The sequence below is a fragment of the Acinetobacter puyangensis genome (assembly GCF_900096995.1).
Classification (GTDB): domain Bacteria; phylum Pseudomonadota; class Gammaproteobacteria; order Pseudomonadales; family Moraxellaceae; genus Acinetobacter; species Acinetobacter puyangensis.
In genome coordinates this window covers 1-16,525 of the sequence record NZ_OANT01000005.1, presented here as the reverse complement: position 1 = coordinate 16,525, position 16,525 = coordinate 1, and the positions used below count along the sequence as shown (strand labels likewise).

Genomic DNA, 16,525 nt, shown 5'->3' with positions numbered 1-16,525 from the left:
CTTGTCCCGTAGGGTTGTGGCTAAAATTCCCCCAAACTTCGTTATGAAACTTGACAAGGGAATAACCATTGCCTGCGTTTCATGCCTCGGTTGAAGAAATTTTAGCCTACAACGCAACCTATTTATCAAATGTTGACAGACCCTAATATCAGGGTACAAATAATGTTTCGCTAAGCTTGACTTATTATACACAAAATATGCGCTTATATAGTCATTTACAATTGGCAAAAATCTCTCTAAATTATTATGCAACAAATTGCATAAGTGCTTTGCAGCCAGATAAAGGAAAAATCCTATGACCAGCTATAGCAATGTTTTAAAACCATTACATTTAGGGTTTACCACAATTCGTAACCGTGTGGTGATGGGATCCATGCACAGTGGTTTGGAAGATCGCTTTTATCATTATCCCAAACTTGCTGCTTATTTTGCAGAACGCGCCAAAGGCGGTGTTGGATTGATTATTACCGGTGGGATTTCCCCCAACCGTCAGGGCTGGCTGCTGCCAATGGGCGGTACCATGAATAGTTGGGGGGATGTGTTAAATCATCGTTTGGTGACCCATGCTGTGCATAAGCATGGTGCAAAAATTCTGATGCAGATTTTGCATTCCGGTCGTTATGGCTATCAACCTTTTGCAGTATCTGCTAGCCCAATTAAATCTCCGATTTCTCCATTTAAACCCAGAGCACTGTCTGATAAACAGATTTTAGTGACCATTGACGATTATGCAAAAGCTGCTTATCTAGCCCAAAAAGCAGGCTATGATGGAGTGGAAATTATGGGCTCAGAAGGTTATTTGCTTAATCAGTTTCTAAGTCGCCATGTCAATCAACGTCAGGATCGCTGGGGTGGTGATATTCAGGGGCGTATGCGTCTGGCAATTGAGATTGTCAAAGCTATTCGTGCCAAAGTCGGTGAAAAATTTATTATCTGTTTTCGCTTGTCCATGTTGGATCTGGTCCATGATGGCAATACCATGGATGAAGTGTTGATTGTCGCGCAGGCATTGGAAAAAGCCGGCATTACCTTGCTCAATACCGGTATTGGCTGGCATGAAGCCCGCGTTCCGACAATTGTGACTTCTGTACCACGTGCAGCTTTTGTCGATGTGACAGCTTATGTGAAACAGCATGTCAATGTGCCTGTTATTGCCTCAAACCGAATTAATATGCCGGATACTGCCGAAGAGATCATCGCATCGGGTAAAGCCGATATGGTTCAGATGGCACGGCCTTTTCTTGCCGATCCGTATTGGGTGAATAAAACCGCAACCGGGCGAGTCAATGAAATTAATACCTGTATTGCCTGTAATCAGGCATGTCTGGATCATACCTTTAAAAATCAGCGTGCCAGTTGTCTGGTTAATCCTCGTGCTTGTCATGAAACCGAACTGGTCTATGTAAAAACTAAAAAACCTAAACGTATTGCTGTGGTCGGTGGCGGTGTCGCTGGGATGTCTGCGGCAACCATTGCAGCCGGTCGTGGTCATCAGGTGACTTTGTTTGAAGCAAGTCATGAAGTGGGCGGACAATTTAATTTGGCCAAAGTTGTACCGGGTAAAGAGGAATTCCACGAGACCATTCGATATTTCAAGGTTCAGCTTGAGAAAAATGCAGTGGAAGTCCGTTTAAATACCCGTATTAATCGGGAACAATTAGAGCGTGAAGGTTTTGATGATGTCGTGATTGCAACAGGCGTAGTACCACGACCGTTGAAAATAGAAGGTGCAGATTTACCACAGGTTTTATCCTACGCCGAAGTACTGCGAGGGGCAGAGGTGGGGCATCGGGTTGCAGTGATTGGGGCAGGCGGTATTGGCTTTGATGTCAGTGAGTTTTTATTAAAGCCGCCTTCTCAGCCACAACCACAACCTTTGGCGGATTGGCAACGTGAATGGGGCATCGATCCTCATGTCAATTATATTTCAGAAGGTGGTCTGGCACTTGCGGAAGTCGATTTACCTTATCGGCAGATTTTCTTATTACAGCGAAAAACTACACCACTGGGAATTGGTTTGGGTAAAACTTCAGGTTGGGTACATCGTGCTCAACTGAAGAAACATCATGTCCGCATGATGCGTGGTGTGCAATATAAAGCCATTACACAGGAAGGTTTGTGGGTTGAGGTTGATGGTATTGAACAACTCTTACGTGTAGATACGATCGTGGTATGTGCCGGACAGGAATCGGTCAAAGAGCTTCTGCCGCAAGAAACAGAACATACACTGGCAAAATACCATATCATCGGTGGGGCAAAACTAGCAGGTGAACTAGATGCAAAAAGAGCCATTCGAGAAGGTGCGGAACTGGCTGCAAAGCTTTGATTTCAACCTTATTCATCTATGAATTGGCATGGTTACATAGATTATGATAATGAATGCGACCAAATTTGTTTAATCCATATGCAATTGAGTATAAAGCAATAAAATTTTTCTTGTATAAAGATCAAAAGCTTTGTATTCTTGCGCCACTGGAAGCGTGGCAGAGCGGTTTAATGCACCGGTCTTGAAAACCGACGAGGGCGCGAGTCCTCCGTGAGTTCGAATCTCACCGCTTCCGCCAAATATTTAAATAAGCCCTTGTAAAAACAAGGGTTTATTTTTTATCTATGATTTTATCCCACATTGCAAACCACATTAAAATTCTGATTACATTAATTGTAATTGGATGAAATTGGTAGCCTTTGGACAGTTGCTTAAAGTTGCAAGAGGATTACCATTAGCATAGATATAAGGATTAAGTCCACCTTCCAGTCCCACTTCGCTACGTTTTGCAGTTCGTTTTTAACGCAATGCTTTAAAACTCGCTCGGATCGGGCTCCATATAGCGACCAAGTTCAAGACTAGTGTGCTTGGTCATATTAATTGATTTAGATTATAGTTTAATTAATTCATTTCTTAACCAAACTATAAATTCAATAAAATCGCTTCTTGATGAGAAATAGATATTTGATTCATTAATAAAGTCTTTCCAATCTAATTTTTCATCATTTAGAAGATTTGAAATTTCATTAATACACAGTGGAATTTCAGAATAATTACTTTTAAAACATCATAAGGTAATCCCCCCTAAAAATAATAGGAGCTAGAAGTAGAATTTTCTCTTAAGATACAAGCAGGAGATTCTGCATGAAAACATCTAAATTTACTGACAGCCAGATCATGTCCATCTTGAAGCAAGCGGAGTCTGGCACACCTGTTGCTGCCCTTTGTGGTGAACACGGTATGAGTAATGCGACCTTCTATAAATGGCGTGCTAAATATGGCGGTATGGATACATCTTTGATGGCACGGCTGAAAGAGTTGGAAACAGAAAATACCAGACTAAAAAAAATGTATGCTGAAGAGCGATTAAAGGCAGAGATTATTCAGGAAGCAATGTCAAAAAAGTGGTGAAGCCATCTTGTCGACGTCAGATGGCTCAACAAGCAGTTGCCCAGCATGCGGTTAGTATCCGTTTGGCTTGTACTGCATTTAGTATAAGTGAAACCTGCTTCCGCTATCAGACCAAACTTAGTGATGATAATGCCTTAATTGCAGAACAGCTCATTGAACTCACTGAGGAAAATTCCGATTGGGGCTTTGGTCTATGCTTCTCATATTTACGGCATGTTGAGAGTCACTGCTGGAATCACAAGCGGGTTTATCGCATTTACTGTGAGTTGGCACTGAATCTGCGTATTAAACCGAGAAGAAGACTAAAACGACATGCGCCTGAACCATTGAAAGAACCCATCCGAGAAAATCAGGTCTGGTCACTGGATTTTATGCACGATCAGCTTTCCGATGGTCGCAAATTCCGATTATTAAATGTGATTGATGATTACCGTCGAGAAGGTTTAGCTATTGAAGTAGGATTTTCATTACCGACAATACGAGTTATTCGAACACTCAATCAGTTACTGGAATATCGAGAAAAACCGTTATTGATCCGATGCCTTGCGCAGCAATGCTGCTCAGGACCTGAGTTTATCAGTCATGAATTCGTACGTTGGGCAACTGAATACGGTATTCGTATTGAATATATTCAACCAGGTAAACCACAGCAGAATGCGTATATTGAACGTTATAATCGGACTATACGTTATAGTTGGCTCAGCAAACATCTATTTGATACACTTGAAGACGTGCAATATTATGCAACAAACTCTTGCGTAGCAGTGCTACTCAGGCATTACAATCATGAAAGACCACATCAAGCCAATAAAGGAAGGCCACCTCTAATGGCTGCTTAACCTCTACTTTTAACTTCGGTTATTTATGGGAGGATTACCGTTCCACTGCCATAGATTGCTGCAATTGGTTGATCACCCAGCCAGATATATTCAACAATTGGCGTACCACTTGCATTATATTCACCAATCAAATGGCTGTTTTCATCATACACAAACTGGATTGCATTATTTTTCCAGTTGGAATTGGTATTTGAATAGCCTCGTACAGTCCGCTCGTTCTTATGGTTATATGCCATATAGTAACCTACACCCGTACCGTTATGTTTATCACCCCAGCATTGATTACCCGAATAATCATAAGTTGGACTAAAGCCATCATAGATGGGTTCAAAGTTAGCAGTAACGTTGTCTCGAATAGATATATTATTAGTATAGTAGCAACTTAATTACCTTTCTAAGGAGAGTTTAAATGCTTTACAGTATAACCAGGGGATATTTTTAAATCCTCTTTTACTTCCATAATCGAACAAGAATTTTCGAAATCTGTCCAACTATATTCTATAATCAGGTTGTTATTTCTACATTGAAATACCGCTACATTATATTTTTCATAATAATTATTAACAGATATTAATTTACTATCATTAATACAATCTGCATGTTTTTTTATTTTATTGTAATTAATGGGGTCTAAATAATTGGTTATATTTTTGGTTGAGTCAACATATGTACAACCCTCCATTATAAAACCTCTTTTACGCATATTTTCACCAAGATATACTGCTTTAAAAAAGATCCATACTTAAATAATAAATTAATTTTACCATAAAAATCAAATACAATTAATATTGAAAAAATAATTAAAGCTAATAATAAAGAATATTTTCTCATTTTAAATCATCCAATTAATTTGAGCCACCATAAAATAAATTATATTTTATAGTGGCATAAATTCTATTTCCATTTACCAGGGGTAATAAACCAAAAATTTCTTGGATATTCTATAGGCATCTCACCATTATTATTTTTTTTATAATAACTTGAGGGCTCAGAACCCAAAACTGCACCAAATACTCTTATTCCTGTATCTTCTAAGAATCTACCATAATCAGGCTTCCAGCTATAAGTGTCAGATCTAAAATTAATAACTCCAGAAGCTAGGTATGTACCATCTTTATTCTTAATAATGGTACCTGAAACATCACCAGCTATTCTTCCAAACGGCCATGCTTTTCCTTTTATAAAGCTATGAATGTAATCTGAACCAAATGCTTTTTTTGACCAGTCGAAATTAAAAAATTGATTATCTCCAATACTACTAATTACTTTATTCATATAACCATTAGAGTTAAGAATACTACTCTGTATTTGCTGATCAATATCAATAAACTGTTCAAAACCAAATTTCTGAAGATCAGCATAATAAACTCCTGTTCCACCTTCAAATTGATTTTGAATACCTTTCCAAGTCTGATCTTTACTAAAAATACTAGGATTAGATACATTATACCAGCCGCTTGCTAAATATTCCAACCCACTTGGATCAACATTACTTAGAGGATTACCATTAGCATAGATATAAGGATTAAGTCCACCTTCCAGTCCAATACGATCAGGCTCCATATAACGCCCAAGTTCAGGATTGTAATAGCGGTTCAGGTTATAGTGTTGTTTGGTGAGTTCATCGTAATATTGACCGGGAAAGCGCAGGTTAAATTTCACAGTCTGTACACTTGGTATACCTATACCAAAGGCAGTCGAGTCAAAAGCCCATACAGTTGTATTACCATCAGTGCTATCGATTAATCGTCTTGGGGTATTTTGAGCGTCGGTGACAATCCAGTAAGTTTTTGCTGTTGTTCCACTGCCATAGATTGCTGCAATTGGTTGATCACCCAGCCAGATATATTCAACAATTGGCGTACCACTTGCATTATATTCACCAATCAAATGGCTGTTTTCATCATACACAAACTGGACTGCATTATCTTTCCAGTTGGAATTGGTATTTGAATAGCCTCGTACAGTTCGCTCGTTCTTATGGTTATATGCCATGTAATATTCATAACCGGTGGAAGCCCCGTTTTGTTTACCACTCCAGCGACGGTTACCGGCATAATCATAAGCTGGTGTAAAACCACCATAGATCAGTTCAAAGTTCGCTGTATGACTAACATTAGTAGTATTAACTTTAGTCAGTTTATTTCCTGTATAGGTATAGGTCACATTGGCGTTGGGTTGTTGGTGTGTACCTGTTGCTGCCAGACTTAGGCGGTTGCCATTTTTATCATAGGTATAGTTAATGCCATAGACATTGGTACTGCCATTGAGCCGAGTTTCGGTGAGTAGACGATCGGCATTACTATATGTAAAGTTATCCACCAGACCATTATTACGGGTGAGTTTTGTAATTCGTCCATCACGGTCATAGCTATAGTCAATACTATAATTTTCAACGGCACTATTATTTTTATTACTGATTTTTTTCAGACTACCATTTTTGCTGGCATCATAAGTCCAAGTATAACTGGCATTTCCTGTACCCCAGTTCCAGCCGGTCATCTGACCTGCTGTATTATAGGCAATACTGCGCAATAGAGCGACATTATCCAGTTTAAGATCGGTCAACTGGTTTGGTTTTGTACCACTATAACTATAAGTTAACTTTCGACCTGAGGGGAGGGTAAGACTACTGAGTTTATCCCCAGTGGTATAAGTATAGGATACGTCCAGCGTTGGTTTGGTGCCGCTCCATGTGCTAATGGCTTTGTTGTTTTGGGATTTTTTGATAATCCTGTCATAGTTATCATAAGTATAATTGGTGGTTGCACCATAAACCGTATTTGCTGTAACAGTATCTAAACGACCAAAACGGCTTGAGTCATATGTATAGATGAAATCATGGGCTTCTGTGGCGCCAGTTGTAGTTGAGGCATGTGTACAGGCAATCTTTCCAATACGAGTAAGTGCATCAATGCTGGTATTTTCACATTTACGTATACCATACAGGGATTGCGTTAGCAAATCGGCTTCATTGTAGTTGTATGCTTTTGTGCCGTAATCGCTGTTTACTTCTTGAGTCAAAGTTTTTCCATTGCGATAGCTATAAGGATTGGTCCCTGCATTCAATGCATCCTTGGCAATCAGGGTATTATCTTGTAGATCATAAGTTTTAGTGTCAATATTACCCAATCCATCGGTATGAGAAATCGCACGATTGAGTGCATCATATGTCCATTTTTCGGTAATCCCTAAACGAGAGGTGGTTTGCAGTAGGTTGCCATTTAGATCGTAACTGTGATCTGTCCAATACCAGTCATTGTCGGTACCACTCTGTTTACGTAAAATACGTCCATTGCTATCCAATGTATTATAGGTTTGAGAAAAAATATTTTCGCTACTGTCTTTTAATCTTTCCATGGCAGGTGTACCGTCCGGGTAAAATGTTTTAACCAGAATACTGCCATCGGGCATTGTAATATCTACAAAATATCGAAAAGCAGGAAAATAACGATAGGAGGTTTTTTCTCCATCAGGATTTATTTCAGAAATCAAACGTTTAACAGCATCGTAGGTATAGCTATACGTTTTTCCGGAGATGGTGCCTGTGGTACCACCTGTACCGCTAACTTTGCTTTGAACTGTGCCATCTGCATTGTAAACAAACTTGTTGACTAAGCTATTTGGATAGACAATACGCTCAGGTTGTCCAAAACTATTGTATCCTACATATTGGGTTGTACGCGTTGTATTGTTTACAAGTTGTGCTTCGGTCGCTAAATTGCCGTAGCTATCATAAGTATAGTTAACTTTATCAATGGTGCCAGAACGTGGCCCATCAATTGAACTAAGCAGACCATTGCTTTGATAGGTAAAATCAGTAGTTTTACTGATGCTGCCTGTTTGAGTCGAGGTGAGAACTGTTTTGGTTACTTGCCCAAGTGCGTTAATGGTATTGGTCTGGGTAAGATTACCAATTTGTATTGTATTGGGTATATTATAAGCAGAAGAATAGTTAAGTGTTGCTTTCTTCTCTATTCTATGGAGGTACTAGCTGCCTGTGTTCTGGTGATTAAGCGGTTATTTACATCATAAGCCAAGTTGGTTAAATAGCCATTTTTATCGGTAAAACTGGTGAGTCTACGGATTTTTTTTGCAAAAACAATTTTCTTTAAGGGTAACCCATTTTGTTTTAAGCAGGAAAATGTGCTAGAAGAGTCGTAAAGAATATTTTCACCACTATGATTGATCACAAAAGTTTCTGTAAATGATTTGGCTTTTTCCGCAGGTCCATTAAGTGTGAGTGTACCGCCGGATACACTTTCTTTATAGATCAAGGATGCATAATCATAATCTAAATTTTTATAGGTTTTGATTTGATCCGAGGTGGTTTGCCAGTTTAGTATGGTCTCACCACCTTTTTTCAGGGTAGATAATAAGGGCAGAGTAACACCATAGACAGAATTACTGCTATTATTGAATAGTCCCTTATGAACATAATCAGTATATAAATAGTCCTCAGTACCATTTCCAGTACTTACAGCTTTAACCAGCTTTGCATAGGGCTTACTTGAACCTTGTAATGTGACATTCTGGATCTCATAAGTGTAGGTTGCAGTTTGTTTATTTAAATTATTCGCATTGGTTTCGACACTTGATATTGCGCCCTGTAATTGTTTTCCGAGGGTAGAGGTATCACTACCATTCATATTCAGTCGATTAATGGTTAATTTATTGCCTAAATTATCTGAAATACCAGTAACACGATATCCTGCAACCGCACCATTTTGACTAATCGGTGTATACGTCATACTGATGATTTTACCGCCGGGATATTTGACCTGAGTTGCCTGAAATTCCTGCATCAGACCACGTGAACCGGATAAGGATTTAAATGTAATCTCAGTACCATTAATATCGATTTTTACAGTGGTATTATCTACATCGGTAATTTTATATTCCGTATCTGTCGTAATAGGCGTTAAAGAATTATCGCTGTCTACAGGGGGTACCTCAGGAAATGCGATTAATGGAGTTTCTGACAAAAACCCTAAAAAAGACTATTATGAACAACAGCGTATTCAAGAGTTTATGAAAAGGTAGGAAATAATGGTAGATAATAAGCGCAAACGTAGACGAGTAAAGGTTGGTGATATATTTGGAATTGATTTAGGTGATTCTAAATATTGTTATTGCATCGTTTTAGATTCACCTTTAGTAGGATTTTATGATTTGCAAGTAAATGATTTAAAACAAGATGTAAAATTTATAACATCGCATAAGATTTTATTTAAAGTTTGGTTAATGAAATACGCATTTAAATCTGAGAAATGGCATTTTATTGGAAATATTGAATTAAGTGAAGAATTGAACAAAAGAGTCTATTTCTTTAAACAGGATCAGTTTGATTATTCTATTTCTATATATTATTCAGAAGGTAATGAAAGTATAGAAATTCCAGCAACTTATGATGATGTAAAAGGATTAGAGCGTGCAGCAGTATGGGATCCAGAACACGTAGAAGATCGTTTAAGAGATCATTTCAACGGTGTGCCTAATGTCTGGGTAGAGCAATTAAAACCTAAACCAATAGTTTCCTGAGTATATCTATTGTAAATCAATAAAGATAGTTTTCTGCTTTCATGGTAAGCCGTTTGATGATGAGAGTGGCTTGTCATATATGCAGGCACGTTACTATGATCCTGTGATAGGTCGGTTTCTGGGAGTGGATCCTGTAGATTATCAGGAGGATAATCTACATGGTTTTAACCGCTATGCCTATGCCAATAACAATCCCTATAAATATGTCGATCCGGATGGGAATATTCCTATATTGTATGTATTGGGTTTGGTTTTTAACCTTAGATTCTGTAGCTGATGGTGAGCCTCCTCAAGCGAAAGGAGCTAAAGTGGCAGATGTCGTTGCGATTGGATTTAAGCAGACAGCCTTAAGTCAAGGTGTGAAACAAGGTATGGAGGCAGAAGCTAAAAAACTGGCTAGAAAGACAGATACACTTACTCATGGGAGATTTGCTGATAAATCTATCCCAGCTAGAGGGGCGCAAAGAAACTTTACGAAAGAAGAGAGAGAAAAAATTAACACCATTGGAAGGGATAAGGGGTGCCATACATGTGGTACTAAAGAGCCTGGTACTAAAAGTGGTAATTTCATTCCAGATCATCAACCAGCTAATGGGTTAAATTTAAAAGGCAGTAGTCAAAATTTATATCCTCATTGTAAAAATTGCAGTGGAAAACAAGCTGGACAAGTTACACAAGAACAAAGAAGATTATTGGAGTTTAAAAAATGATGAAAGATATTTTGAAAGTTCAGAAAGAATGTTGTAAACATTATGAAGAAGAATTTTCTCCTATCACTTTAGAACAATTAGTTGTTGTCTCTGATGGAGTATTAGAAGGTGCGAAGCCAGTAAAAGGCGTGAGGTATAAATCACCAGAACATATGAGTGGTTGGTGGTTAACAGATGATAGTTTTAATGGAAATATTGATTCTCTTAAAAATATACATTTTTCACATATTATAGAAAAAAGACCAGATTTAGCTATTTATATGGCATTACCTTATGGTTATCGATTTTTATTGGGTTCAAATAAAGAGCACGTATGGTTTGATGAAATGGTATTAAATGATTAATTTGAGTCTGTAAATTATTTTGTGTAAGTCTGATTTTTTAATTGATCATCGAAATGAATCGTAAACTAATTCAATGCTATTTTTACCTATCTATCTTCTTAAGTGATTAAGTCAATTTAATTTTTTACCCTCTATTTACAGTTAATACCCTCTATTTCATGGCCTTACTTGAGATTGAAAATTCAACTTGATAAGGTGATTTAGGTAATTTAAAAAATAGAGTTTTTACAATGGCTAAAGCTATAGTCTATGTATGCTGTGAATGTGGTAAGGAGGAGAATAAGTGGATAGGACTATGTGTTCAATGCGGAGCCTATAATTCTTACAGCAAAACAGTAGTTGAAAGAAAGACTCAGCATCGGGCGACGGCAGGTTTAAGTCATTCTGGCTATGCAGGAAAACAACATCATATTACGAAATTAAATGCCGTTCAGCTTAGTCAGGAAATTCGGTGTTCAACAGGTATAGGAGAATTTGATCGTGTATTGGGTGGTGGTTTGGTCACTGGATCAGTAGTTTTAATTGGTGGCGATCCTGGCATTGGCAAATCAACATTGCTTTTACAAACAGCGACTCATATTGCAGAAAATCAATCGGTTTTATATATCACTGGCGAGGAGTCACTATCCCAAGTTGCCATGCGAGCCAAACGATTGGGGCTGCCATTGGACAGGCTAGATGTTATGGCAGAAACGAATGTAGAGCGTATTTGTGAAACGCTTATGGAATACAAATCTGCCGTTGTGATTCTAGATTCTATTCAAACACTTTATACAGAATCTGTTGACTCTGCTTCTGGAAGTGTAACTCAAATTAAGGAGTCTGCCTCCATTCTGACTAAATTAGCAAAGCATTCAGATATTTCTTTAATTGTAGTTTGTCATGTTACTAAAGAAGGTGCATTAGCTGGACCAAAAGTATTAGAGCATATGGTGGATTGTGTATTGTATTTTGAAGGTCAAAGTGATTCACAGTATCGAATGATAAGAGCAGTCAAAAATCGTTTTGGCGTATTCAATGAATTAAGTGTTTTTGATATGACAGATCAGGGGTTAAAAGAAGTCATAAAACCAGCAATGATTTTTCTGGATCGCTATGGTGAGGCAGTTGCTGGATCTGTTGTCATGGTTAGCAGAAATGGTGTACGCCCCTTTTTAGTTGAAGTGCAGGCTTTGGTGAGCAAAACACAAAATGTACCTAGACAGCTTATTTTAGGTCTAGAGCATAATCGCCTGTCGTTATTACTAACCATTATGAAAGAGCAAGCTAAAGTAGATATTCTTAAACATGACGTCTATGTCAATATTGTCGGAGGTTTGAGGATTACAGAAACAGCGTCAGATTTGGCAGTTCTATTGGCTTGTGTATCAAGCCTGAAAAATCAACCCTTGCCTCATGATATGGCTGTGTTTGGTGAAGTCGGCTTGTCTGGTGAGATTCATTCTGTACCCAATGCACAGGAACGTATAAAAGAAGCACAAAAAAACGGATTTAAAACTGTAGTTGTACCTAAAGTCAATCAACCAAAACAATCTATTGATTCTATCAATGTGATTGCAGTGGAATATTTGTATCAAGTTTTGCAGGCTGTTTTTGAAAATGATGCTTTGGTTGTAAATTAAGCGGTAGTAAAATCCTTTGGCTCAACGTGTGCTATGCTTTTGTGTCATCATGGATAATGCAATGAAATAAGCTGTTATGCCAAATTCACAAAGATAGATGCTTAGGTACTTTTATGAGTAATGAAATCGCAATTGAAACATATCAGTCATTGTTAGATGAGATAAGAAATACGATACAACAAACACGGTTACGAACAGTACTTTCTGTAAATGCTGAAATGATATTGCTTTATTGGCAAACAGGAAAAATGATAGCTGAACGCCAGCAACAGGAAGGTTGGTCGGCAAAGGTCATCCCACGACTAGCGGCAGATTTACGACATGAATTTACGAGCCTAAAAGGTTTTTCAGAACGAAATCTGAGTAGGATGTTAGCTTTTTATAAAGAATATCAAGAAGATGAAATTTTGCCACAGCCTGTGGCGAAATTGCCGTGGGGACATAATATTTTATTGATGGAAAAAATCAAAGATAAAGAAATTCGCCATTGGTATATGCAACAAACTGTTGAAAAAAATTGGTCAAGAGATTTATTGTTGAATGCCATCAAAATGGACATGTACAGTCAAACACAGACCCAATTAAAATCGAACAATTTTAAAACCACACTTCCTGCAACTCATGCAGACTATGCCAATGAGATATTCCAAGACCAATATAATCTTGGATTTTTAGGAATTACTGAACCCATTAAAGAGCTGGAACTAGAAAGACGTTTGATTGAAAAAATAAAATATTTCATACTAGAACTTGGTAAGGGATTTACCTTTATTGGTAATCAGTACCGACTGGAATATAACGGTAAAGAATATTTTGTAGATATGCTGTTTTTTCATCGTGGTTTGAGGAGTCTCGTTGCGATTGAATTAAAGATAGGAAGTTTTAAGGCGGAATACGTTGGTAAAATGAACCTATATCTATCATTGCTTGATAGGTTAGAAAAAGATGAAAATGAAAATCAGTCTATTGGCATAATTCTTTGTGCTGATAAAGATCATTTAGATGTGGAAATTGCGTTGCAGGATGTAGGTAAGCCTATTGGAGTGGCTGAGTATCAACTCTTATTACCTAAAGATAAGTTACAAACTTTAGTATCCAATGAACTAAAAAAATTTGAGTTGATTGATGATGAGCAAGGTGACAGTGATGCTTAATGGATAGTTAGGCTCACCGAATAAACCTAGCATATGGAGTTAACCTAAAAAGATGTCTTATACACAAGATAGTAAAGAGAAGTCGCGCGAGGAATTGTGGCACCACGCAATATCAGCAGTGACTGTAGATAGAAAGTCCTCTCGAGTACTCAATTCTGAATATTTAGAGACACTTTGGAACTATGCATGGGATGATGTGCTGTCTCATGTTCTTGATGTATCAAAAGAACGCCATCGTATTGCAGAATATTTTGACAATTGGGCAGAGTATTCTGAATCTTGCTATGGTCAGAAATCTCCCAAGGATCTCCGAGTAGCGTATTTTTCTGGACCCGAGCCCGAAAATGATCTCCGTATCCTCCTTTCTCTCGGAGTTCGAATTGAAAACGTTTGGGCTTTTGAGGCAGACAAAGATACTTATAGCAAGGCTTTGGAGAAAGCACGAGAAAATTTTCCTTATTTAAAGATATTTCCTGGTTCTTTAGGGGATTTCTTTAAAACAAATCATCTCACGTTTGACATCATTTATCTTGATTTCACAGGATCACTGGTTGCAAAGAACCTCAGAACACTGTCAGTTCTCCATGCTACTTTTGATGAGCAAGCACTTTCAGATTTAAGCGTATTGGTAGTAAACTCATGCGAGCCTGACGCTACACAAGATAATTGTGACTTTTTGTCGGCCTACTATTATTTTCAACCAATGGTTGAATGCTCTGTTTACGGAGAGTTACCACACCAAGAGGATAATAAGCTTGTTTCTTGGTTCAGCGAACCAGCATCGGCGCATGGATATGAGCCAAAACAATTATCACAAATGGTTTCCAAAAACATGCGTGGAGTTTACTCTGCATTCGCTACAAGTTACCCACTTTACTACTCAAATTTTATTAGTCCCACTCTAAGATTTTTAAGAAATTCCTCGCTGCGAAAGCAATTGTTTAGCTCCGATCAAGCAACCCACAAAGAAGCGTTTGACCGAATGGGCGATGTTTCATCCTTATTGTCTGAGTTTATACCTGATTCAGAGTCAAATGATGACAATATAATCAGTGGGGATCGCATTTTTAATCCAGACAGCTTCCCGTTCTGGAACTTCATAGACTCACTGCAATCGATGGGAGGAGCTTTAGGGCAGTACTGGTTTAATGAGTTTTCTAAGCCCAAAGATGGAGCGTCAGTTCTTGATGCTGCTAAATTTAGGGAGTCATTAGCAGAAACTCTCTCAGGCTATGATGGGTTACTGTCAGATAATATTAAAAAGGAAATTAGGCGAGTTAATTTGGCGATTCCAGATGCTCGTGGTGGCTTGTTCTGTGACATTCCCATGGCGCACTTATGGCTGGAGTTAAGTTTGAACCAACTAGGTGCACCTTACCACTCTAATATAAATAATCAGCGGAGATGGACTTATAAGGCTAAGGTAAGACAAATGCATTTGGATGCATTTACCTTTGATCGATGTCGAAGTATGTATGACTACTTGCCGATGGTGGATATGTATGGAGACGTCCTTCGGGATCTTCTTCCTCAATTAATTATTCGTTGCTGCATTGATGCCATTGGAAAACAGATTCGATGGCCACTTCCCAACCTTTATTATGGTTCAAATATAGCGTGCATTAATGAAGATATTAAAGGGGCGGACTTTGGCGAGTTGGAGGCTAGAGTTGAAATATAAACCTAACATATGCTGCTCTCGGACAAATTTTCAGCTGTGCTTCAAATTTGTCGCAGAGTGCAGCATTATCAGGTTATTCATAGTAATTTAGTTTAGAATGAACAAGGATTGAGCAAACGATTTGGTGGATTTTTTAAGAAGTAAAAATAGTAGTAAAAAACTGAACGTATGTTTTATTTATTATTTTTTTTCAGTGTATTACATTTTTAATGTGACTAAAACCGCTTCCGCCAAATAAAACAAGTATTTAGCCCCAATAATGTTGGGGCTTTCTTGTATTTGGAATATAGGGAACGTAAGCTAATAGTAAGCAGAAAAATAATAAGCAAGAGATTCTAATTTGTGTATTATCGAATTTAATATAAGCTCGGCTATATGTTTTCTTAGAAACAAAAATTATATTAGAGGTTTATGATTGTTAGGTTGAACTTTAAACAGCTTGCAAAATAACTGGTCAAAAAGTGTATATCAAGATTCCAGACATCAATGTCAGTTTCTAACAAAGTATTGATATACCATTACTTGTTGAACCTGAAAGGATTACGAATCAATACACTTTATAAATGGCTATTTTGTCGATCTTTTATTAACACAAAATTCGGTGTGTAATAAATAATAAAGATCAGGTGATTGATGTGATTGAGTTTGTTATATGGCAAAGTTTCGATATCCGCAAAAAAGAATGTCTTACCGCAATGAGAATATGACTCTCATCTATACAAATTAGGTAATTTAATTAAAAATTTTTTTGTCAAACTCAAGCAATACTGGACCATTGTTATTCGATACGAGAAATTGGCTTTAAACTTTCTTAGTACTATTTATCTGTCTGCTACTGTGATTTGGCTTAATGATAACATACCTAATTAAATATTCTTTTTATGATAGGACTGATAATATTTATATAAATTTAGACTGTTAAAACGCACTTAAAAAATCAAAAGATCTAATGGGCTGTGTATCTATATTAATTATATGAAAAATAATAAGTTTTGTTTAGTTGGATGGTTGGTTAAATACAAAATGAGAGCATCTTTACTATCTTTCGGTGCAATTAATGAAATGATTTAATATACCTAAAAAGTATAAAAACATACTCTTTTTAGAATTGGATAAGTGAACTATTTCGGATAAAGTTTAGAACTATGGAACATATACAAGCAGGAATCACAGAAATATTGCATTGTTATCATGAGCACGGTAAGACAACCCAATAATGATAGGTATCCAGCCGTAA

Annotated in this window: 13 protein-coding genes and 1 tRNA gene; 10 read left to right on the top strand and 4 right to left on the bottom strand. The window is 37.5% G+C overall.

The features are described 5' to 3' along the window. Positions 1-295 precede the first annotated feature (295 nt). The 3 genes from CRO21_RS10380 (at position 296) to CRO21_RS10365 (ending at position 4,236) form a co-directional block, all read left to right on the top strand. A complete protein-coding gene (locus CRO21_RS10380; protein ID WP_097079246.1) occupies positions 296-2,326 on the top strand; it encodes an NADPH-dependent 2,4-dienoyl-CoA reductase in 2,031 nt (676 codons plus the stop codon). 148 nt (positions 2,327-2,474) lie between these two features. Then, a tRNA-Ser gene (locus tag CRO21_RS10375) sits at positions 2,475-2,564 on the top strand. Between the two features lie 566 nt (positions 2,565-3,130). Then, positions 3,131-4,236 (top strand): IS3 family transposase gene (locus CRO21_RS10365; protein WP_097079245.1). Its coding sequence is split into 2 segments (ribosomal slippage): positions 3,131-3,383 and positions 3,383-4,236, totalling 1,107 coding nucleotides; the frame shifts between segments, so codons are not numbered across the junction. 23 nt (positions 4,237-4,259) lie between these two features. Here the strand turns inward: CRO21_RS10365 and CRO21_RS10360 are convergent. From CRO21_RS10360 to CRO21_RS17700, 4 genes are all read right to left on the bottom strand, one after another. Next, on the bottom strand, positions 4,260-4,472 hold the full coding sequence (locus CRO21_RS10360) for a hypothetical protein (protein ID WP_097079244.1): 213 nt from the start codon (positions 4,470-4,472) through the stop codon (positions 4,260-4,262). Between the two features lie 158 nt (positions 4,473-4,630). Further along, positions 4,631-4,939: a hypothetical protein gene (locus CRO21_RS10355; RefSeq protein WP_141398130.1), complete on the bottom strand. Its 309-nt coding sequence runs from the start codon at positions 4,937-4,939 to the stop codon at positions 4,631-4,633. Between the two features lie 191 nt (positions 4,940-5,130). Beyond that, a complete protein-coding gene (locus tag CRO21_RS17705; RefSeq protein WP_265734862.1) occupies positions 5,131-7,731 on the bottom strand; it encodes an RHS repeat-associated core domain-containing protein in 2,601 nt (866 codons plus the stop codon). 479 nt (positions 7,732-8,210) lie between these two features. Beyond that, complete coding sequence (locus CRO21_RS17700; RefSeq protein WP_228150415.1) at positions 8,211-9,221, bottom strand: hypothetical protein; 1,011 nt, start codon at positions 9,219-9,221, stop codon at positions 8,211-8,213. Between the two features lie 64 nt (positions 9,222-9,285). Between CRO21_RS17700 and CRO21_RS10345 the strand changes: the two genes are divergently transcribed. From CRO21_RS10345 to CRO21_RS10315, 7 genes are all read left to right on the top strand, one after another. After that, the gene (locus CRO21_RS10345) at positions 9,286-9,777 is read left to right on the top strand and encodes an immunity 26/phosphotriesterase HocA family protein (protein ID WP_097079242.1); all 492 of its coding nucleotides are present in this window, start codon (positions 9,286-9,288) and stop codon (positions 9,775-9,777) included. 4 nt (positions 9,778-9,781) lie between these two features. Further along, positions 9,782-10,054 carry an RHS repeat domain-containing protein gene (locus CRO21_RS10340; protein WP_322853235.1) on the top strand — a complete coding sequence of 91 codons (273 nt, stop codon included), beginning with the start codon at positions 9,782-9,784 and terminating at the stop codon, positions 10,052-10,054. 31 nt (positions 10,055-10,085) lie between these two features. Further along, entirely contained in the window at positions 10,086-10,487 is a 402-nt protein-coding gene (locus CRO21_RS10335) for a hypothetical protein (protein ID WP_097079241.1), read from the top strand. Then, positions 10,484-10,831, top strand: coding sequence for an immunity protein Imm33 domain-containing protein (locus CRO21_RS10330; RefSeq protein WP_228150414.1), 348 nt, complete (start codon positions 10,484-10,486; stop codon positions 10,829-10,831). Before CRO21_RS10335 ends, CRO21_RS10330 begins: the two co-directional genes overlap by 4 nt. Positions 10,832-11,061: 230 nt before the next feature. Further along, positions 11,062-12,453, top strand: coding sequence for a DNA repair protein RadA (gene radA, locus CRO21_RS10325; protein WP_097079240.1), 1,392 nt, complete (start codon positions 11,062-11,064; stop codon positions 12,451-12,453). 113 nt (positions 12,454-12,566) lie between these two features. Further along, entirely contained in the window at positions 12,567-13,607 is a 1,041-nt protein-coding gene (locus tag CRO21_RS10320; protein ID WP_097079239.1) for a PDDEXK nuclease domain-containing protein, read from the top strand. A 52-nt stretch (positions 13,608-13,659) separates the two neighbouring features. Then, a complete protein-coding gene (locus CRO21_RS10315; RefSeq protein ID WP_097079238.1) occupies positions 13,660-15,288 on the top strand; it encodes a hypothetical protein in 1,629 nt (542 codons plus the stop codon). Positions 15,289-16,525: the final 1,237 nt, after the last annotated feature.

Excerpts from the sequence above, each read along its gene's own strand:
- CRO21_RS10380 (WP_097079246.1), top strand. The coding sequence starts at position 296 with ATGACCAGCTATAGCAATGTTTTAAAACCATTACATTTAGGGTTTACC.
- CRO21_RS10360 (WP_097079244.1), bottom strand. The coding sequence starts at position 4,472 with ATGGCATATAACCATAAGAACGAGCGGACTGTACGAGGCTATTCAAAT.
- CRO21_RS10355 (WP_141398130.1), bottom strand. The coding sequence starts at position 4,939 with ATGCGTAAAAGAGGTTTTATAATGGAGGGTTGTACATATGTTGACTCA.
- CRO21_RS10345 (WP_097079242.1), top strand. The coding sequence starts at position 9,286 with ATGGTAGATAATAAGCGCAAACGTAGACGAGTAAAGGTTGGTGATATA.
- CRO21_RS10330 (WP_228150414.1), top strand. The coding sequence starts at position 10,484 with ATGATGAAAGATATTTTGAAAGTTCAGAAAGAATGTTGTAAACATTAT.
- radA (WP_097079240.1), top strand. The coding sequence starts at position 11,062 with ATGGCTAAAGCTATAGTCTATGTATGCTGTGAATGTGGTAAGGAGGAG.
- CRO21_RS10320 (WP_097079239.1), top strand. The coding sequence starts at position 12,567 with ATGAGTAATGAAATCGCAATTGAAACATATCAGTCATTGTTAGATGAG.
- CRO21_RS10315 (WP_097079238.1), top strand. The coding sequence starts at position 13,660 with ATGTCTTATACACAAGATAGTAAAGAGAAGTCGCGCGAGGAATTGTGG.